17 protein-coding genes are annotated in these 20,585 nt (G+C 41.1%); 1 reads left to right on the forward strand and 16 read right to left on the reverse strand.

Features of this window, described 5'->3' with window-relative positions:
• Positions 1–30: 30 nt before the first annotated feature.
• The 7 genes from EYS05_RS02390 to EYS05_RS02420 all read right to left on the reverse strand — a co-directional run bounded on the left by EYS05_RS02390 (position 31) and on the right by EYS05_RS02420 (position 8,166).
• A complete protein-coding gene (locus tag EYS05_RS02390) occupies positions 31–1,410 on the reverse strand; it encodes an O-antigen polymerase (protein ID WP_138276515.1) in 1,380 nt (459 codons plus the stop codon).
• Between the two features lie 48 nt (positions 1,411–1,458).
• Positions 1,459–2,541, reverse strand: coding sequence for a galactofuranosyltransferase (locus EYS05_RS02395; RefSeq protein ID WP_118512878.1), 1,083 nt, complete (start codon positions 2,539–2,541; stop codon positions 1,459–1,461).
• Between the two features lie 24 nt (positions 2,542–2,565).
• Positions 2,566–3,255, reverse strand: coding sequence for a LicD family protein (locus tag EYS05_RS02400; RefSeq protein ID WP_243101052.1), 690 nt, complete (start codon positions 3,253–3,255; stop codon positions 2,566–2,568).
• Between the two features lie 309 nt (positions 3,256–3,564).
• Entirely contained in the window at positions 3,565–4,695 is a 1,131-nt protein-coding gene (locus EYS05_RS02405; RefSeq protein ID WP_118512880.1) for a glycosyltransferase family 1 protein, read from the reverse strand.
• A 31-nt stretch (positions 4,696–4,726) separates the two neighbouring features.
• On the reverse strand, positions 4,727–5,761 hold the full coding sequence (locus tag EYS05_RS02410) for a glycosyltransferase family 2 protein (RefSeq protein ID WP_138276516.1): 1,035 nt from the start codon (positions 5,759–5,761) through the stop codon (positions 4,727–4,729).
• 11 nt (positions 5,762–5,772) lie between these two features.
• Positions 5,773–6,597, reverse strand: coding sequence for a DUF4422 domain-containing protein (locus tag EYS05_RS02415; RefSeq protein ID WP_118512882.1), 825 nt, complete (start codon positions 6,595–6,597; stop codon positions 5,773–5,775).
• A 333-nt stretch (positions 6,598–6,930) separates the two neighbouring features.
• Positions 6,931–8,166, reverse strand: coding sequence for a zinc ribbon domain-containing protein (locus tag EYS05_RS02420; protein WP_158293297.1), 1,236 nt, complete (start codon positions 8,164–8,166; stop codon positions 6,931–6,933).
• A 312-nt stretch (positions 8,167–8,478) separates the two neighbouring features.
• On the opposite strand from EYS05_RS02420, the gene EYS05_RS02425 reads away from it, so the two are divergent.
• Positions 8,479–9,588 (forward strand): tyrosine-type recombinase/integrase, encoded by a 1,110-nt coding sequence (locus EYS05_RS02425; RefSeq protein ID WP_138276518.1) that lies wholly within the window; start codon positions 8,479–8,481, stop codon positions 9,586–9,588.
• A gap of 181 nt (positions 9,589–9,769) precedes the next feature.
• Here the strand turns inward: EYS05_RS02425 and galE are convergent, their stop codons facing one another.
• From galE to EYS05_RS02465, 9 genes are all read right to left on the reverse strand, one after another.
• The gene (galE, locus tag EYS05_RS02430) at positions 9,770–10,786 is read right to left on the reverse strand and encodes a UDP-glucose 4-epimerase GalE (protein ID WP_138276519.1); all 1,017 of its coding nucleotides are present in this window, start codon (positions 10,784–10,786) and stop codon (positions 9,770–9,772) included.
• A gap of 92 nt (positions 10,787–10,878) precedes the next feature.
• Positions 10,879–11,802, reverse strand: coding sequence for a sugar phosphate nucleotidyltransferase (locus tag EYS05_RS02435; protein WP_138276520.1), 924 nt, complete (start codon positions 11,800–11,802; stop codon positions 10,879–10,881).
• Between the two features lie 144 nt (positions 11,803–11,946).
• Positions 11,947–13,302: a sensor histidine kinase gene (locus EYS05_RS02440; protein ID WP_118512887.1), complete on the reverse strand. Its 1,356-nt coding sequence runs from the start codon at positions 13,300–13,302 to the stop codon at positions 11,947–11,949.
• Positions 13,299–13,973, reverse strand: a complete 675-nt coding sequence (locus tag EYS05_RS02445; protein WP_118608440.1) for a winged helix-turn-helix domain-containing protein — start codon at positions 13,971–13,973, stop codon at positions 13,299–13,301. Before EYS05_RS02445 ends, EYS05_RS02440 begins: the two co-directional genes overlap by 4 nt.
• A 158-nt stretch (positions 13,974–14,131) precedes the next feature.
• Complete coding sequence (locus EYS05_RS02450; RefSeq protein WP_138276521.1) at positions 14,132–15,952, reverse strand: Na/Pi cotransporter family protein; 1,821 nt, start codon at positions 15,950–15,952, stop codon at positions 14,132–14,134.
• 189 nt (positions 15,953–16,141) lie between these two features.
• The gene (greA, locus tag EYS05_RS02455) at positions 16,142–16,642 is read right to left on the reverse strand and encodes a transcription elongation factor GreA (RefSeq protein WP_015527340.1); all 501 of its coding nucleotides are present in this window, start codon (positions 16,640–16,642) and stop codon (positions 16,142–16,144) included.
• Positions 16,639–16,791: a hypothetical protein gene (locus EYS05_RS17330; RefSeq protein WP_015527341.1), complete on the reverse strand. Its 153-nt coding sequence runs from the start codon at positions 16,789–16,791 to the stop codon at positions 16,639–16,641. The genes greA and EYS05_RS17330 overlap by 4 nt, the downstream gene beginning before the upstream one ends.
• Positions 16,779–17,312 carry a CarD family transcriptional regulator gene (locus tag EYS05_RS02460; RefSeq protein ID WP_243119189.1) on the reverse strand — a complete coding sequence of 178 codons (534 nt, stop codon included), beginning with the start codon at positions 17,310–17,312 and terminating at the stop codon, positions 16,779–16,781. Before EYS05_RS02460 ends, EYS05_RS17330 begins: the two co-directional genes overlap by 13 nt.
• Before the next feature lie 216 nt (positions 17,313–17,528).
• Positions 17,529–20,543 carry a translation factor GTPase family protein gene (locus EYS05_RS02465; RefSeq protein WP_138276523.1) on the reverse strand — a complete coding sequence of 1,005 codons (3,015 nt, stop codon included), beginning with the start codon at positions 20,541–20,543 and terminating at the stop codon, positions 17,529–17,531.
• Positions 20,544–20,585: the final 42 nt, after the last annotated feature.

A 20,585-nucleotide genomic window follows, 5' to 3' on the forward strand; every position in this document is an offset into this window, starting at 1 on the left:
TCTCTTGATTATTTGTCCATTTTTTATGTTCTAATTTGTTCCCATTGGTATTACTGTTTTCTTTTGCCTTTTGAATTTAAGTTTAATCCCATGTCTATACTCCAATGCAACTCCTTTATCAATCAACACCTTATATAATATAAATGTGATTAACAAGTGCTTCACAAAACCTATTGATGCTACCGTTTCGTAAAATCTATCTGAAAAAATCAACATAATTAAATCGTTAAATAAATATGCATATATTATTAGTGTAAAAGGTTTATTGTTATATATTTTTCTATATGCACAACTAAAATATAAAGCAATTATTGCCATAAGCGGTACAATACCATCATAACCAAAATCATAATAAAACTGATAAAAGGTAGTATATACATTACCAGTATTTAAGCCATTATGTTTTAAAAATGGAAGATCTAATTGATATAAATATTGACTTATTCCATATTTTCCCCCCAAGTATGTATAAATATTACGAAACACCTGACTTCCCCACAATTCAGGTGTATGACGAGTTCCTTGTAAATACGTATCCAAATTTTGCATTGGAGCTCCAATATATACATAAATTGATTCCAGAATTAGATTTAAAGTGCTATTCTCACCCGTACGATTTAAAAGCATATTGATTCCGATAAGTAATAAAATTATTCCAAAAATAATACCTACAATTTTAAATAATAACTTTGTAAAATTTCGACGTTTATTAAGTCCAAAACGTATTACCGTTATTATCAAAATTGCAGTTATCATCCTAAATAATGCAGTTCTACCACCCGATAACATCTGATCAAATGCATAAATTCCCAAATATATTATCTGTATAATTTCTATTTTTTTCTTTACGGCTAAATTATTAATTAAAATATAAAGCAATACATATGCATATGCAGTTATCCAAACAATACCATGTCTATATATAAAAGATGCAGAGACTGCCTTTTCAATAAAATTATTATAATTGAACAGTGTAATGACATGGTACTTGCCGGCTATATCAAAAATTGATGAAGTACTATACCCAAACGCTGCTACAACATCTTTTATATATTTAGCATGATAAAACACTACTAGAAATTCCAAAATAAGAAATACTAGTTGAATAAAATAATTTATAGAAATATAATTTCTGGAATGTAGTTCTCCATAATTTCGAACATCAACTCTTTTCATGTTAAAAAAAGCACTAACAATTCCAAATGAAATCATTCCTAAAGAAATTACTAAAATAGTATTCAAATGAATTTCTACCTTATACATCCTTGCAAAAAAAAGGCACAAAAATTCTGCAATTAAAAACATTTCACAAAAAACGCAAAATGGAGAAAAAATATCTGCATGAGTAATTAAATACCCAAACATTAAAAATACAATTGTTACTAAAATAAGTACTATAAGATTAAACATTTTCACCTGTTCCTCATATATTAGAAGTTCAATATAATTTCACAAATATTATATACTTTGTTTCATTGCACTTTTTAAGAAATATCCTCTTCTTAATTCCCCACCAATTTTGCATGCATTAGTTTTTAATGTTTCATATTCTTCATCGCACATATTGTCTATTATGTTTCTAATTTCATCTATTGACTTTATTGTTATTCCACAATGATTTTTCTTAATAAAATTTGCTAATGCAGCTTCTTCCCATATAATTACAGGAATTCCTGCTGCTAAATACATTGATGTCTTATGCGGATTATTAATTTTAAGATAATCTCCATAAACTCCAGTACAAGTAGCACTACTGTCTCCATCCCAGACCAAGCCAAAACTACCTTCTAGATTATAAATTAATTCTTCTGGATTAAATGCCCCAACAAAATTTGCATTTGAAGAAGCTTTTTCTCGCTCAAAATTAATCCCATATAAATTAAAGTTACAATTTTCCGGTAAATTATATATATATCCAGCCTTGTGTTTACTCAATGCCCCCGCTATGATAACTGGACCTTTTCTGCTTAAGTTTCTCTTTTCTAATAATTCTTCATTATAATTCTCAACTAAATAATCAAATATTTCTAATATGTCCATTTTATCTTTATGTATTTTCCATTTTTCATGCATAAATGACTTCATTTTTTCATTATGCACAACGATTTTACTGCAATTCTTAAATGAACTAATTTCTTCAAATCTCATTCTAATTTTTCGAGATAATGGAACATCATTTCTTAATGTAAAACGAATTGCCTCAACGTCATGTATGATTATAGAAGTATGTATTCCTCTTTTTTCCAATTTTTTTATAAGTAATGAAAACAGCATTGTATGTTCTAACAATGGAAACTGAATATATATCCAATCATTTTTTTTTATTTTTTTTAATGCATTATTCCATAACTTATAAACATCATAATGTGCTTTTATTTTTCCTAGTCTTGTTTTGTTTTCACGTCCCTCTATCAGGCATGGAATCTCAATTTTTTTTAAATTATTCCACTTAAAAATAGTTTCTACATCTTGTCTGGCTTTAACTCCAGCTGTTTTTTGTATCAACTTATGTTTATCGGTTTCCACAACATAATAATTCATTTATTATATCCGCCTTTCCCTCAATCATTCCGTAATATAAGCATCAAACTCATGATTTATCCGCTTACTTTCTGGCGGAAGTTGCATATAGTCTCCATATATTTGTGTCAAATAAAACTTCCAACATGCTGGCGCATGAAATTTTCTCCCACAAAATTCCACATCATTATATGGTAAGTATTCTTTCTTTTTCATTCTTTCGTTAGGACCCAAGCTCCAAGCAACTCCACCAATATACTCCTGTTTGTCAAAATCATACTGATGAGCCAGCTTATCTAATTTTCTCCCAAATCTTTCTGGTGTATACATTCGCAAAAAAAGAATCATCGGTATTTTAACTATACTTCGTACAAAACCTTTTCCTTTTCCTATAGTTGCACTGCACCGATTAATCCATTTTTTTAATGGTTCCGCTTTACTCAACAATATATCACTTTCTTCCTTATCATCTGGAAGACCATCCATCGGAAAAATATCAATCCACAAATGTTGATCAACATTTGAATATTCATTTTTCACATAGGTTCTTGTATCAATAATTTTAGCAAATGGCCAAAAGCTGTTTTCCATCTGCAGACTAATTAATTTATAATATGGTCGAATATTTTCTCTTCTTAACAGATCATGTAATTTATCAAAATCCGGACGAGGCATTAATAAATCAACATCATCATCCCATGGAATAAAACCTTTATGGCGTACTGCTCCTAACAAAGTTCCTCCCGATAAATAATATCTCAGCCCATTCTGATCACAGAATGCCGCAAACTCACATAATATATTCAAAATATACTTTTTAACTTCCGTATTGTCTAACTTTCTCATACTTTACAGAGATAAAACACAAATCTCTTATCTCACTGTCCTTTCTTTAATATATAAAGGTTAAATAGTTATTGTGCGATATATACGCTCCTATCTTTCTCCCCTATTAAATGTCTCATAGAAATAGCCTTATTATCTGATTGTTTTTTTATATTCTCTCTTTATCAGTCCGTTATTCCATTACTGTTTCTTTTATTTTTAAACTAATTTATTCACCACACCATTCAACAATAATTTTTCTAATTTTTTTGCTTCAGTATGAATTTCGTATCCTCGCATTGTAAAATTATCCACTATCTCCTTTTGGGACACTCGGTTTATATTTGCTTTGATATTTAAAATTTCTTCTGCCCAAGACTCCGCTGAATTTTCCAAATTCCAAAATATAAATGATGGATTAATTTTAACTTCTTTAGGAATTACGCTGTCAGATGCTAACATAGGTACTCCATTTGCCTGAGCTTCCATCGCAGCCACGCTGAGTCCTTCAAATTTAGATGGAAATAAAAACAGATCGAATGTACTCAACCATCCACATATGTCTTTCTGAATTCCGGCCATATATACATACTTATTTAGTTTCTTTTTATCAATCTCTTTTTCGAGCTTTGTCCTGTCTTCTCCATCACCTATTAAAATCAATCTTACTTTTGGTTCTTTTTTTATAAGTTTTTCAAATATGTCTAAAATAAACATTTGATTTTTTTGGAAATGTAACCTTCCTATATTTCCTATGACATAATTTTCTTCCCACTTCAAATCTCGCCGCAATTTTTTTCGCTTCACATCATCAAAACAATATTTTTCTACGTCTATTGCATTACTGATAATAATAGATTTTTTTATTATTGAAGAATCATAAAACCATTCCGAAGCTTCTTTTGAGCAGCTCCAAAAATCCGTTGCGTAATAAGCAATTCTTTTTTTATTATATTGATGTAAAATTCCTCTTAATCTACTATCCATATTTTGAGAATTATGGCTATGTATAATTCTTCTTTTTACCCCATATTTTTTTGCCATTTTTAAATAATCAATATTGGCAAGACTACACACATTCACCCATATTGCATCATACTTAGCGGCATTATTTTTAAAAAAATCATTTAATTCTTTTTTGTATTTTTTATAATTCTTACTTCTCGCAGGAAAATGAAATGTTTGTGATCCATTGGAAATAATTTCATCTTCGAAAGCGATTTTATTATATGAATTACATAAAAAATCAAAATGGAAGGTATTCTTGTCCATGTAATGATAGTAATTCATAATAACACTCTCTACCCCACCTGGATTTTCTGTCATACCAAAAACTAATATTTTATACATAGGTTTCCTCACAATTTAATGTTTCACTATTTTAATTTCTACTTTTTTCGTAAATATAATTTTGATATGCCCGCACAATATATATAATACTTGCAATATGAACCAATTTATATTTCATAAAAAAAACAGGCAATGTTCTCACTGAAAAATTATTCTTTATATGGAACTTTTTTATCGCATCTTTGAATACAGGTGTATTTATAATTTTTTTTGTATGCTCTATTTTTTTTACATAATTTTCTTTATTATTAACGCAAAATATACCTCTAACACAGGCTATATTTAAATGCATCAAAATATAATCATTAAATGCCAATTGTACATTTTCATGTTGTTTTTCAATATACTTACTCGTTATATTCATAGCTTCAATGTATTGAAGCACTTTTTTATCTGCGTTACTTCTCATCGTAGACTCATTGTCTATAGAATAATGGTAAAATATCGTATCACTTATGCTGATTCTGGAACAATGCATTAAATAATGTAATGTAAAATCACTATCCTCTGAAAGCTGCATTTTTGTATTAAAGCCAATTCTATTTTCATAAATAATGCTTTTCCTAAAAATCTTTCCCCAAACCTGCATAAATTTTGTCGGATTTGCGATCATTTCCAACTTCATGTTTTCTGCGGAGTCATTAAAATAATATGTTTTCTCTTCTTTGTTGTTTATATAATTTGCTCTATTACCAATCTCGTAACTATATACATATAAATCCGCTTTAGCATTTAATATATCTTCGTAAATATATTTTTTGCTTTTAGATACTATATAATCATCTGCATCGACAAAGACAATCCATTCTCCTCCGGCGTTTTTCAATCCTTCATTTCTAGCTATTGACACTCCTTTTTTCGAATGAATTAGTTTAACATTCTCTCCATATTTTTGAATTAATTTTAATGCAACGCTATTGGTGTAATCAGTTGATCCATTTTCAACAATCAATATTTCACATTTCTCCATGTTACAAGTATGTGTAATACTTTCCACAGCTCTTTCTAATGTATCAGCCGCATTATATGCTGGAATAATATATGACATTAGTATTTTTTCATTCATAATTCTCTTATTTAAAAGCTCCCCTCATATCTTTTCCCACCAAACTTAGCTTTTAAAAACGCTGTACTCTTTTTCCACCAATTAATCTTTTCCATATGCTGGTAAGGTAACTCTTTAATCTCATTTTTCTTAATTTTCCCCAGTTTAATCTCACCATCAAGCCACACATTAAATATTATCTCGCTTACTCTTCCATAAAATCGCCCCTGGAATGCTGATAATTCCTGTGGATCGATGCGTTTTTCTAACTCGAAGAGAATATCAAATAACCATTCACAATAATCATTCAGATATCGTTTTTGCATGATCATCATATTGAACATATAACCATAAGTGTGTTTTACAACTTCATCATAGCTTTTCAGATAGTCGGGATATTTTTCAGCGATTATCTCTCTGGTGATATCTAATTGAGTTGCATAATGTGTATGTTCATAATGGGAATATAAGGTTTCAATATAATACTTTCTTTTTTTAGGTACAAAGATTTTATATTTTCCAAGCATTGGGCACAGCTCATTATACGTAAGAACACCTTCAAATGGTGTCTTGGTTTTCTTTCCAAAATGGCGTCTGTAATGTGCCAATCCTGTATAATCCGTGTCTAGATTTTTCCACGCCCAATATAAGCCTGTAAGCTCACAATACGCAGCGTTTTTGTTTGAAATGTTTTCTCCTGTATTATCTTTTTGATACCCTAAATCCAGCGGATTTCCATTTTGATCTGTTTTCCCCTCTGCGCCAACATGCAGTGGAAGATACATTGCATCTTGAGGCATTTCATATTTTTTATGTGTTGCTACTATAATTTTTACTGTAGGCGTATTCTTCGTCATTTCAATATTTCCTTACATGCTTTCTCTCTTTTTCTATTCATCCTCCATATGCAAGTTTTTATTTTTCATAACTTCGAATACACTCCCCAACTCAAAAGCCGGTACATTCTTCGCCGTGCCCGCACCTTGTTCAGGTACACACACGACAGGCGGTATTCAACCCGACGGTGTTTATCACTGATATACACCGTGTTTTGCTTTCGCTTTCTTTTTGTCAGCACGGCAAAGCCGATGCACTGACCTTATGACATCTGTTTTCTGACATGCCATAAGGTCAATCCACCTGCTTGCTTTTCATACTGATATTCTGTTCTGTTTCCTTTGTTCTTCCCTTCATGCTCTGCGTCCAAACTGTGTCAGGCACTTTTTCCCGAGATTTCTCACAGCATTCAGATACCGGTTCGTCTGATGTCCGTTGGCACAGCAGCATAGTTCTGTTTTGGTGTCGGTCCGAATGATTTCTGCACCGCACTTTGCACAGATTTTGCTGATGCCGGTGGCGTGGACTTCGATAACGATGATTCCGTTTTTCCAGGCTTTGTAGTCCAGGTACTGGCGGATCCTGGTGCTTAGGTGGAGCGGGCCCCAGTTTCCTGAGCCTTTCATTACGTTTCTGGAATATTCCTGGTTATAACGTGGAAGTACGATCACGGAAACGTCCTGCTCTACGGCAAAACGGAGGATCTGGCTTGTGACCTGGTGTCCATAGTGTTCAGAAAGATGTTTCAGATGCATCCAATATTTCTGATCAACTCTGCCTGTCTGTCTGCCTCCGGTTGCTTCCTGGGACTTCTGGATCTTTTCCAGAAGCTTTCTGCAATGGTGGCTGTATTCCTTTCCGCCTTTCCAGAACTTCACTGCGATTTCCTGACCGTTTCCATCCAGAACAACGCCTGCTGCAAAGGCATCACTGTTTGTAAACTGAATACAGAGTATCCTGCATCCTGCCTGCATCCTCTGACGTACTGTTGCTGTATTTTCATTGTTCTGACGTACTGGAACATGCAGCATGTCATATTTGTATTCAAAAACTACGGATGGTGACATGAGTCTGGCGTTTTCCGGAAAGTCTCTGCCTGACAGCCGGCAATGCATCCAGGTCCATGTGTCTCCTGTCCAAACACGCAATGTGATCTCTTTAGCGGAAAAATCCTGATACATTCCTTTGTAATAGGTAACTGCTGCATTTAGTTTCTCTGCTCTGCCGATTTTCTCATCCTGGGTAAAACGGCTGAGATAACTTTTGGCTGAAGCAATTCCCTCATTGGCTGCTGCTCTTCGAAAATACAGCGGAACCTTTTGCCAGGGGAGGGGATCTGATGGTATGCGTCCGCCTCGTCCCGGAATGCTCATGATCTCCAGCTCGCGTAAAGTCTGCTGGCTTCCCAGTTCCCAGAGTTCCGTATGATCCAGAAGCAGGTTGTAATAAAATTCAGCGATCCGGTTATAAAATTCCTGCGTGGTCCGCAGCCATTCCGGATGTCTGCACCAGAGATGCAGTCGCCAGGTTGTGATGCTGTAGCCGCTTTTTCCGGTGTTTTCTTTTTTGCCAGTTTCCGGTTCTTTCATTTTGGTTCTCCGTTTTTTGTAAAGAAAAATCATTATAATATAACTTATCTAAATTATTATTTCCTGTCGCTTATCATTTCCATAAGCGACAGGTGATTTTCTCTCAAATTGCATAGTTTTTGAATCTTAATCAATGATAGCATTGCACCCTGTCGCTGTCAAGATGCGAAAAATGCACCACTTTCGACCAAAAATGCAGTTTTTTTTCGGTTGATTTTTTTATATACGACAAATTTTCCTTTTTTTCGCTTATTAGTGGTCACAAAAATGGTCAGACTTTTGCTATAATAGTGCGAAAAGGAGACTACGATTATGCCTAGAAAAGGGGAAAATATCAGAAAAAGGAAAGACGGAAGATGGGAGGCGCGCTATGAAAAATGCCGTGACCAGAATGGACGGATCCAGTACGGATATCTGTATGGTCGTACATATGAAGCTGTAAAACAGAAAAAACTGGACATCCTGTGTCAGAACAATCCTCGGAAATTTTGCGGAAAACGCTACGTATTTCGAAATCTCAGTGAAGAATGGATGCTTTCCATGCGTTATGCAGTGAAACTTAGCACCTATGCATGCTATGAGACACTGCTCGATACACATATCCTTCCGGAATTTGGAGATACACCTCTGAAATATATCTCTTCTGCTTCTGTATACGCTTTCTCCGAAAAGCTGAAACGTCAGGGGCTTTCGCCACGTACGATCAAAAATCTTCTGATCCTGTTCCACAGTATTTTACGCTATGGTGAGAAGCAGGGTTATCTGAATCTTTCACAACTGGATTTTCGGTATCCAAAAATAAATACCAGTCCTTTCGAGCTTATTTCTTCTGAAAATCTTACAAAACTGATCACGACTCTCTCCGCTGAGGATTCTGAGTTTTCCATCGGCATCCTGTTATGCATTTACACAGGGATCCGTGTTGGAGAGCTCAGCGGCATTCGCTGGGAAGATATTGATTTTGATGAAAAACTGCTACATATAAGACGAACGATCTCACGAATAAAAAATCTTGATTATTCTGGTGCATCTGATGACGAACCCAAAACCGTTTTAATGATAGGTCCTCCTAAATCAGTCTCATCCATCAGGGATATTCCAATCCCTGATTTTTTATTGAAAAAAATGGAACGGATTGCTGCTGAACCTGATTCATACCTGCTGACGAGTACGAATCGTAAATGCATGGAACCCAGAAATATCCAGCGAAAATTCCAGCGGGTTCTTCAGCAATGCGAAATCCCCAGCATCAACATCCATTCTCTCAGGCATGCATTTGCCACCCGATGTACAGAGATGGGATTTGACAGCAAGACACTTTCTGAAATTCTCGGGCATTCGTCCGTCAAGATCACCATGGATATTTATGTGCACAGCAGTATAAAACAAAAGCAGAAGTGCATGGAAAAGTTAAGCTATTAGCAGTCAGAATTATGGTCAAAGCAAGGCCGGAAGTCCGCTTTTATACGGGTTTCCGGCCTGTTTGTCGCTTATGGAAATGATAAGCGACTTTTTTCCCCTCAAAAAAACAACACGGCAGACATCCCTCCGGGGCTGTCTGCCGTATTTTATATCACTTTTATGTAATTAGGCTTTCTGTTCTTTAAGCCTCATATCCATTAGGGTTCTGGCTCTGCCATCTCCAGGAGTCTGCACACATCTCGCGGATTCCGTTCTCTGCCTTCCAGCCAAGCTCTTTCTCTGCTTTGGTTGCATCGGAGTAGCAGGTTGCGATGTCGCCTGGGCGGCGTGGTTTGATCACATATGGAATCTTGACGCCGGTAGCTGCCTCAAAGTTCTTAACGATATCAAGAACACTATAGCCTTTTCCGGTTCCAAGGTTGTAGATGCTTAATCCGGAATTGTCTTCCAGCTTCTTAAGGGCTTTTACATGGCCTTTGGCAAGGTCTACTACGTGGATGTAGTCACGGACACCTGTTCCATCCGGTGTATCGTAATCGTTTCCGAATACGCCAAGCTCTTTCAGCTTACCTACTGCTACCTGTGTGATATATGGCATCAGGTTGTTCGGGATACCATTTGGATTCTCACCGATGGTTCCGCTCTTATGAGCACCGATCGGGTTGAAGTAACGAAGAAGAACTACATTCCACTCCGGGTCTGCCTTCTGGATGTCTGTAAGGATCTGCTCCAGCATGGATTTGGTCCAGCCATACGGGTTGGTACACTGTCCCTTCGGGCACTCCTCGGTGATCGGGATCATTGCCGGATCTCCGTATACGGTTGCTGAGGAAGAGAAAATAATATTTTTAACATTATGCTTTCTCATCACGTCTACAAGGGTAAGGGTTCCCGCGATATTGTTCTCATAATACTCCCACGGCTTGGCAACAGATTCACCAACTGCCTTCAGTCCTGCAAAATGAATACAGGAATCGATCTCTTCCTTGTCAAAAACCTCATTTAATGCATCGCGGTCCAGGATATCTGCTTTATAGAATTTCACCGTTTTGCCTGTGATCTTGGATACTCTGTCCAGAGCCTTCTCACTGGAATTGCATAAATTGTCAACTACTACAACATCATATCCTGCGTTCTGCAGCTCTACAACGGTATGACTTCCAATGTATCCTGCTCCGCCTGTTACTAAAATTGCCATAGTTTTTCTCCTCCTCTATTGGATCTAACTGTTCCTGTTTATTTTAGCACTGTTCCTTTGTTTCCACAATAGCCGAAAACCAGGTTTACTACTTAATCCCAGAGTCCCTGCGGATAAAGTCCCTGATCCTTCAGATTCTGGATCGCAGCTACCACTACCGGTTTGTCCTCTTTATAGGTCACTCCGTACCATTTATCCTGTGTGGTAAGGACTTTGACTGCTGCCTTTTTTTCCTGAAGGAGCTCGTCAACTACAAACGGAAGAAAATATTCGCATTTCAGAGGATTTTCCGGGATGCTCTTTTCAAGGAATACCGGGAAGCGTTTTACCAGCTCTTTCATAAATCCACCGGTGAATCCCCACATGTTCATGGATACCGGAGTCTCTCCCGGGAGACTTGTCCAGGTTTTTCCATCGTCCTCTGTGTAGGCTGCTCCGCCGTCACGTTTCTCAATATGTGTTCGCTCATTGATATCTGCAAGATATCCATTTTCATCTGTCTCACAGACACCTCTGGAAACGTAGCCGTTGTCTGTCAGGGTGTTCTCAAGACGGTAGCCTACCATCATATACTGGGCAGGTACGGTGTCCTCCTGGGTCTGGATCAGGAAATCATACGCCATCTTAAAGGCATGGGTTCCATAATAATCATCTGCATTGATCACCACAAACGGTCCGTCGATCTCTCCGGCACAGCTTAATACCGCATGTCCGGTTCCCCATGGCTTCACACGGCCTTCCGGAACCCGGAAGCCTTCCGGGATGTTGTTGAGATCCTGATGCACATAAACGATCTCCACCTTGTCACTTAAGCGGTCGCCGATGGCATCGCGGAAATCCTGTTCATTCTCTTTTTTTATGATGAATATCACTTTCTTAAAGCCTGCACGTACGGCATCATAAATGGAAAAATCCATAATGATATGACCTTCCTGATCTACAGGATCGATCTGTTTCAGTCCGCCGTAGCGGCTTCCCATTCCTGCTGCCATTACTACCAGAACCGGCTCTTTCATAATCTTGTTCCTCCTGATTTTTTAGAAATACAGGGATTTTTTCCCATACATAGTTTAAGCCGGTCAGATTCTCATCCGACCGGCCTTTGAACCTTTTTTTATTATACTACACTTCACCGTGAAATCCTACTGATTATTTTCAGTTTATTTTCGGTCAGAAGTATTCTCCGGGAAAACGATCTCCATCCTGGTTCCAACTCCCTGTTCACTTTCCACATTGATCTGTGCATGATGAAGCGTTGCTCCATGCTTCACAATGGAAAGACCCAGACCTGTTCCGCCGGTCTGTCTGGAATGGCTTTTGTCTACCCGGTAAAAACGCTCAAAGATCCTTCCCTGTTCACTTTTCGGGATTCCGATCCCGTCATCTGCCACACAGTAGAACGGATGCCCTTTCCGGTTGCCTACCATGATCCGCACATGACCATTCTGTTCTGTATAGCGAACTGCATTATCTGCAATATTAAAAAGCATCTCATAGAGTACATGGCGGACGCCCTGGATCTTCTCTGTACTTCCGGCAAGCTCAAGAGAAATATTTTTCTTTCCGGCAGGATGTCTGAGGTTATTCCTCACATCTTCTGCAAGCTCATAAAGATCCACCTCTTCAAAAGGGACCTCACTGTTGCTTTCATCCAGTCTGGAAAGCTGGATGATATCCGCCACCAGATTGGAAAGTCTTATTGATTCATGGTAGATCCTTCCGGAAAATTCCTGTATATGATCTGCCGGAACCATGCCGTTCATCATAAGCTCCGCATAACCGGAAATGGACATCAGCGGGGTCTTCAGCTCATGGGAAACATTTGCAGAAAATTCCTTCCGGATTTCCTCTGCCTCCTTCAGTTCTTTTACCTGCTGCCGGATCTGCCGATTCTGTTCATCCACCCGCACAAGAAGGGGACGCAGCTCCTCATAGCACACGTTGTTCAGTGGATGCTCCAGATCCAGATCGTTGACCGGACGGATCAGCTCTCTGGTCTGTCTCTGTGCAAAAACAAACTCCAGGATCAGTACCAGGAGCATCAGAAGTCCCAGCACTGCAAGACTTGAGGTCCATGTGGAATATATGGAATCTACGGTTTTTCCCACCCGGAGCACGTTTCCGTCATCCAGCTTCACCGCATAATAAAAGGTCTTTTTTGCAAAGGTTTCTGAATAACGGATACTTTCGCTTTTTCCGTTTTTTTCTGCCTGTATAAATTCCGGACGATCACTGTGATTTGCCAGTTTTTTCGGAGATGTTTCAGAATCGTAGAGAACGGTTCCGTCTTTACGGATGAGAGTCACACGACTTGATGATACTGTCTGGAGCTTTTTTGTGAGAAAGGAATCTCCATACTCATCCATGGCAAGGCAGATATACTGAGCTTCCTCACGGACTCCCCGCTGCATGTATGTGTTTAATTTATTGTAGGTGACCACACTTGCTGCCAGAAACGTGACAAGAACAGCAAAAATGATCATAATGCTTGTATGATGCAGAATTTTCTTTTTCATACATGATCTCCGATCCGGTATCCCACGCCACGTACTGTCTCAATCAGATTTCCGGCTTCCCCCAGCTTCTGTCGGAGAGTCCGTACATGAACATCTACCGTCCTCGTTTCTCCGTCAAAATCATAGCCCCACACATGGCACAGGATCTGGTTTCTGGACATGACCAGTCCTTTGTTCTCCATAAGATATTCCAGAAGTTCAAATTCCTTTCTGGTCAGCTCTTTCACCTCACCCTGATAGCTGACTTCGTGACGGGACACATTGACACGAAGGCCCTTGCAGTGCAGCTCCCTCTCTTCACTCTGCCTTGCGCAGCGCCGAAGGACCGCTTTGACCCTGGCTACAAATTCCATCATCCCGAAGGGCTTGGTGATATAATCATCTGCGCCGCTCTCCAAACCTTTTACCTTGTCAAACTCCGCTTCTTTGGCTGTGACCATGATCACCGGGATATCCCGGGTCCTGGTATCGCTTTTCAGTCGTTTCAAAATATTATACCCATCTTCACCCGGGAGCATGATGTCCAGCAGGATCAGCTCCGGTAGATTTTTTTTCATGGCTGTGTCAAGTTCTGCCCCGGTTTCAAAACCTTCTGCCTCAAAGCCTGTTGTCTCCAGGGTATAGACAAGAAGCTCTCTGATATTTCTCTCATCTTCCACACAGTAGATCATTCTATATCCTCTCTGTTCGTTTTTTTGCCGTTGGCACTTCATAATCGTCTGGTCTTTTTTGTTCCATGCCTTCAGTATAACTGCTTTCTTTTTACTGCACAAGCCCTGGCCGTCTGCTGATACAGATAACCAGGGCATAGCATTATTTCGATATCTTTTTATTGGCTGCCTGCCGCTGCCATCTGGGCTGCCGCCGGCTCATCCTTTATTTCCGGAAGCTGATACTGACTCCGGATCACCTCCAGCGCACGGTAGAAGGTTTCGTCCGGCCCATGTTTGATCTGCTTCAGGTGCTGATGTGTATCAAAAGCATCTTCATGAACCTGTGTCACACAAACACCGATATTGGAACAGTGATCTGCCACACGCTCCAGGCTGGTCGTCACATCGGACAGGATGAATCCCATTTCAATGGTACATTCCCCGGCGCGAAGTCTCTGGATATGCCGGTACTTCAGTTCCTTGCTGAGTTCATCGATCACTTCCTCCAGTGGCTCGATCTCTCTCGCAAGCTGCACATCCTGATTTTCGTAAACCTTGTAAGCAATATCTACAATGTCTTCCACCGCATGCTCCATGACACGTAACTCTTCCAGCGCCTTATCCGAAAACTTCAGGCCTTTTTCATAAAGCTCCTGTGCGGATTCCATGATGTTCACACCGTGATCGGAAATCCTCTCGAAATCACCGATACAGTGGAGCATGATGGAAACACTGTGACTGTCATGAACGGAAAGATCCTTCTGGTTCAGTTTTACAAGATAGGTTCCAAGTTCATCCTCATAACGGTCTACCTTTTTCTCTGCTTCTTCCACCAGAGCCTTTCCTTCTGTGCTGAAATTCTTCAGAAGGTCCAGGGCGGTAAACAGAGTTCTGTGAGAATCCTCTGCCATTTTTTTCGCTGCATTCCTGCTCTGCTCAACTGCAAATGCAGGTTTCTCCAGAAAACGGCTTTCCAGGATCATGAAATCCGGATCTGCTGCCACCTTCTCCTCCTCTTCCTTTCTGTCGCGGATAGTAAGACAGGCAAGCTTCTCCAGAGCCTTTCCAAACGGAAGAAGAACAAGAGTTGCCGTGATATTGAAGGCACTGTGCAGGATCGCGATCCCGGCCGGAGTCGCTGCCTGTGCCATAAATGAAAAATGTACTGCTGCATTTATCGCATAAAATACTGCCATGAACAGCATGGTTCCGATCAGATTGAAATACAGATGGACCATAGCCGCACGTTTTGCGTTTTTGCTGGCTCCGATGGCTGAAAGGATCGCAGTGATACAGGTACCGATATTCTGTCCCATGATAATAGGAAGTGCTGCACTGAACGGTACCATTCCGGTAAGGCACAGTGCCTGGAGGATACCAACCGATGCGGAGGACGACTGGATGATCGCTGTCAGCACTGCTCCGGCCACAACTCCAAGGATCGGATTGGAGAATTTCACCAGCATTCCGGTAAACTCCGGTACCTCTGCAAGAGGTTCCACAGCTCCGCTCATGGCATTCATTCCATACATCAGGATCGCAAAGCCTACAAAGATCGCTCCCACGTCCTTTTTCTTCTGGCTTTTTGTAAACATGATCAGAACCACGCCGATCAGTGCCAGTATCGGTGAAAATGACGTCGGCTTAAAAAGCCGGATAATAAAGTTATCACTCTGGATACCTGTAAGACTTAAGATCCATGAGGTTACGGTAGTACCGATATTGGCACCCATGATGATTCCCACAACCTGGGACAGCTTCATGATTCCCGAGTTTACAAAACCAACGACCATAACGGTAGTTGCCGAGGATGACTGGATCACTGCAGTCACACCCATTCCAAGAAGAACGGCTCTGATGGGATTGGAGGTAAGTGTCTCCAGGATCCGCTCAAGCTTTCCGCCTGCAACCTTCGCAAGCCCGTCTCCCATTAAGTTCATTCCATAAAGGAAAATAGCAAGGCCGCCAAGCAATGCCAGTACGCTGAAAAAGTCCATAATACTCTCCTTCACTTTCTCTTTTTGATATGTTTGATTTCCTTTTTTCTCATTTCAACGATTTTCATAATAGCGGCCTATTGTAAAATTTTCCCCACTGGAATGTAAAATCTGTGTAAAAAAATAAAACAGAGGATCCTGCTACGGGAAACAGATTTCCCGTCAGAATCTCTCTGTCCTATATATCGTTCAGAATCCGCGGATCTCCTCATCCTCAGATCCGGTCTTGTCGATGGATTTTATTACAAGGTAATAGCTGTAATCATCATTGACCTTTACTTCCACCCGGTCTCCTACACGATGACCGCGCAGTGCCTTGCCGATAGGCGATTCAATACTGATACGGTTTTCCATGGAATTTCCGCGGATGGAAGTAACCAGCTTGTACTTCTCCACCTCATTATCTTCTTCAAAAAGAACTTCCACGATATCGTCCATTCCCACTTCGTCAGATCTGGAAGCATCGGATACAATGGATGCCGTCTTCAGCATCCTCTCCAGATAACGGATGCGGCTCTCGTTCTGATTCTTATGCTTCTTGGCTGCATAATACTCAAAGTTCTCGCTTAAGTCTCCCTGGGCACGTGCCTCCTTGACCGCCTCAATGGCTTCCTTACGTACTACCAGTTTACGGTGTTCGATCTCCTGCTCTATTTTTTCAACATCCTTGCGGGTAAGCTGTTCTCTCATTTCTCTGGCATCTCCTTTTCTTTATAACATTCAGACTGATCCTGGATCTGTTCTCCACTTCCTGTGAAGCTTCTGTCACAGATACAGGATTTCTGGAAGGTTACCGGAAATACCATAGCAGATACGCTCTGCTTTGTCAAACAGCGCATACCTGTTCTTCGGCTTCCTCCTGCTGGTGTACTCGCTGTTCAATATAATCTGCCATATGTTCTTTGGGGATATCCAGTAACATGGAAAATTCAGAATAGAGATGATCCTCTGCAAGCTTCAGATACCGCTCGTCTGTAGCGGTTGTTTTTTTGCCATGAGATAATCTGGCCTGTTTTCTGACGTAGATCGTCTTGATGATCCGAAGAAGATCTCTGCATTCACAGGTACGGATGCATTTCTTGTAGCTATCCTCCCGGAATTTCTCATTCTCAATACTCAGTGTCTCAATGGATGGGATCTCATCGATAAGCCTCTCCGCTTCTTCCCTCGTAATGATTCCGCGAAGCACCTGCTTTCCACCTTTCACCGGTGTAAATATCTTCCCATCTGTCTCTCCTCCGGGTCTCAGTACATAATAAAGCTTCTCGCCGGAGGAACCATCCACCCTCATTGTGGTAACTCCTGTTACCTGGCAGATGCCGGTACGACCATACACAACATATTCGCCTGTTTCAAACATTTTTCCACTTCCTTTCATTTTTTTACTTTTCTTTTGTTATCCTGGCGCTTATTGTGCTCTAATGAAAGCTCCCTGCCAGGTTATATATCCAGACAAGGAGCTTCTCACTGAGGATTCTATCCTTATTTTACTACTTTTCCCATTTATTTGCAAAAGAATTCAAAAAGTTTTTTTATTTTTGTGAAATATGCCCACAATGAGGGCATATATTTTTTGTTATAATTCTTCTTTTTTCTTTCTTCCCAGACGGATGTCTTCCATATGAGATTTCAGTTCCGGTGTCATACTGTCAAAGAGATAGGTTTTGCTGTTGTCCCTGCGCTCCTGCCATTCTTCTCTCATCTGCTGTTTTGCGGAAGCGATCTCATCTTTGAATCCGCGCGCTGAGATCCTGGCGGCTCCCTGTCCCATAATGATGATCTGCTCCAGTCCGTCTGATGTGGCAACTGTCACGTTATGCTTCCGTCCGATTTTATGGACAGTGCGTTCAATATACTGGTCTGCTGTTTCCGCTTCTTTTGTATAGACAACATGAATGTTATGATACTGGAAGGTTTCCTCCGGATGGCCCTCCACACGGTAGGCATCAAATACCAGGATCAGGATACATCCCTTGATTCCCTGATAATCGCTTAAGATGTCCATTAACCTGGACTGTGCCGCATGAAAGTCTGCCTGTGCCAGATCTCTTAAATCCTCCCAGGCAAATATGATATTGCAGCCGTCCACCAGCAGATAGTCCTCTCTGTGGATGGCCGGACTGCTATTTCTCCAAGCGCCGTGACCGGTTTTTGCCGTAAGGCCGGAATCTGCTGCACCTTTGTCTCCCTTTCCGGAAAAGCTGCTTCCGCTTTCCGGATTTCCGAAGCTTCGGCTGTTACTGCCGTATTTCTTTGAGCTCACCGGACCAAAAGTTTTCTCAAAGATTGCCTTCAGTTCTTTTTCCTCTTCGTAGCTTCCATACATGGATGTATATTTTCCACGGCCGGCATTGGCTGCTCTGTGATCAGGACTGTTTTTGGCTGTTCCCTGACCTGCACGCACTCCTGCAGAGCTGTTGTCGGAATCCTCATAGGCATCATTACTGTCCGGAAGCTGAGTTCCTTCCAGATGCATATATTCTTCTACCTCATACCAGGGAACCACGAAGCCTGCTCCATGGGCACAGAATACAGAACCTGTAGGATTCTCAAGATCTCTCTCGGAATCATATCCGATCTCCTCTGCGATCTGCTCCTGATCCTGGCAGGGTTCATAGCCCTTCAGAGTACAGGTCAGATGACCTCTGCCTCTTGTGTAGGAAACTACCTGACTCTGATAATCCCTCATTTTTGCCACCGGCGCACTTCCTGTGATCACCGATAGCTCTCCCTGGGTTTCCGGCCCCTGAAAGGTTCCCTGCATCCTCTGGATATCCGTCATGGCACGTCCTACATTTTCTGCCGGAACCTCAAGTCGGAAGCTGTAATAGGGTTCCAGAAGAAGCGTCTCCGCTTTCTTGAGGCCCTGGCGCACAGCACGGTAGGTCGCCTGCCGGAAATCTCCACCTTCCGTATGCTTCTGATGTGCCCGCCCGGTGAGAAGTGTGATCTGCATATCGGTGATGGGTGATCCGGTAAGGACTCCCAGATGCTCTTTTTCCTCCAGATGTGTCAGGATCAGCCGCTGCCAGTTCCGATCCAGCTGATCTTCATTTGCCGCAGTAAAAAACTGAAGTCCGCTTCCTCTCTCTCCCGGTTCCAGAAGAAGATGCACCTCTGCATAATGACGAAGCGGTTCAAAATGTCCCACGCCTTCCACCGGTGCGACAATGGTTTCTTTGTATACGATATTACCGGTCCCAAATTCTACTGCCACATGAAAACGCTCCCAGATCAGATGCTTCAGGATCTCGATCTGTACCTCGCCCATCAGCATGGCGTGGATCTCTCCCAGCTGCTCATCCCACATGATATGAAGCTGCGGTTCTTCCTCCTCCAGCTCCTTCAGGCTTTTCAGCATCCTGTGAGCGTCACAGCCCTCCGGAAGGATGATCTGATAATTCAGTACCGGTTCCAGCACCGGCATGGCAGAATCCGCCTCAATGCCAAGTCCCTCTCCAGGATATGTTTCGGTAAGACCTGTAACTGCACAGACGGTTCCTGCCTCTGCCTCTTTGAGCATTTCAAATTTTGCACCGGAATAGATACGGATCTGATCTGCCTTTTCCTCCCAGATCTCCTCTGCCGGAATACCATTTCTTCCTGCATTGGTCAGCGTCTCCTTAACCTTCAGGCTGCCGCCGGTGATCTTCATATAAGTGAGACGGCTTCCCTGCTCATCTCTGGCGATCTTAAAGATCCTGGCTCCGAATTCTGCGGGATAGGACGGTACTGCCATGTAGGTCTCCATTCCATGGATAAAAGCATCTACGCCTTCCATCTTCAGGGCAGATCCAAAAAAGCATGGAAAAAGCTTTCGCTCCAGGATCAGCTCTGCCACATCCTTTTTTGCGATCGTTCCTGTTTCCAGGAAGCTTTCCAGAAGGTTCTCCTCACACATGGCGATATTTTCCAGAAAATCATCCGTACCATTTATTTTATCAGAAGCACCCTGCGTTCCGGATATATTCTCTTTTTCTGCTTCACTGGCGTTGTCTTTCAGCTGCATTCCTTCAGCTGACGGAGATTTCCCGGAGTTATCCACAGGATTCTCCTTTTTCCCTGCTGCTTCTGCACCGGAGCATTCCAGTTCTCCACTAAAATCCACACAGCATCCGCTTAATTTCTTCTTCAGCTCCTCAAGAAGTCTTTCCCTGTCCGTTCCTTCCTGGTCCATTTTATTTACAAAAAGAAATGTTGGGATCTTATACTGTGTCAGCAGTCTCCACAATGTCTGTGTATGCCCTTGCACACCATCTGCTCCGTTGATCACCAGGATCGCATAATCCAGCACCTGCAGGGTACGCTCCATCTCAGCAGAAAAATCCACATGCCCCGGCGTATCCAGAAGTGTCACTTCCATATCCCCCATGGAAAAAACTGCCTGCTTTGAAAAAATGGTGATTCCTCTCTCCCTCTCAAGCTCATAGGTATCCAGATACGCATCCTTGTGATCGACTCTTCCGATTTTTCGGATCCTTCCGCATTTAAAAAGCAGGCCTTCCGATAATGTCGTCTTTCCTGCATCCACATGGGCAAGCACGCCCAGGCTTATATGTCTGTGTTTTATATTCTGAGGTTTTTCTCCCATTGAAAATACCCCTTTCTGTTGTAATGATATCCAATATCATAA

It is taken from the genome of Blautia sp. SC05B48 (assembly GCF_005848555.1).
Lineage (GTDB): Bacteria > Bacillota > Clostridia > Lachnospirales > Lachnospiraceae > Blautia_A.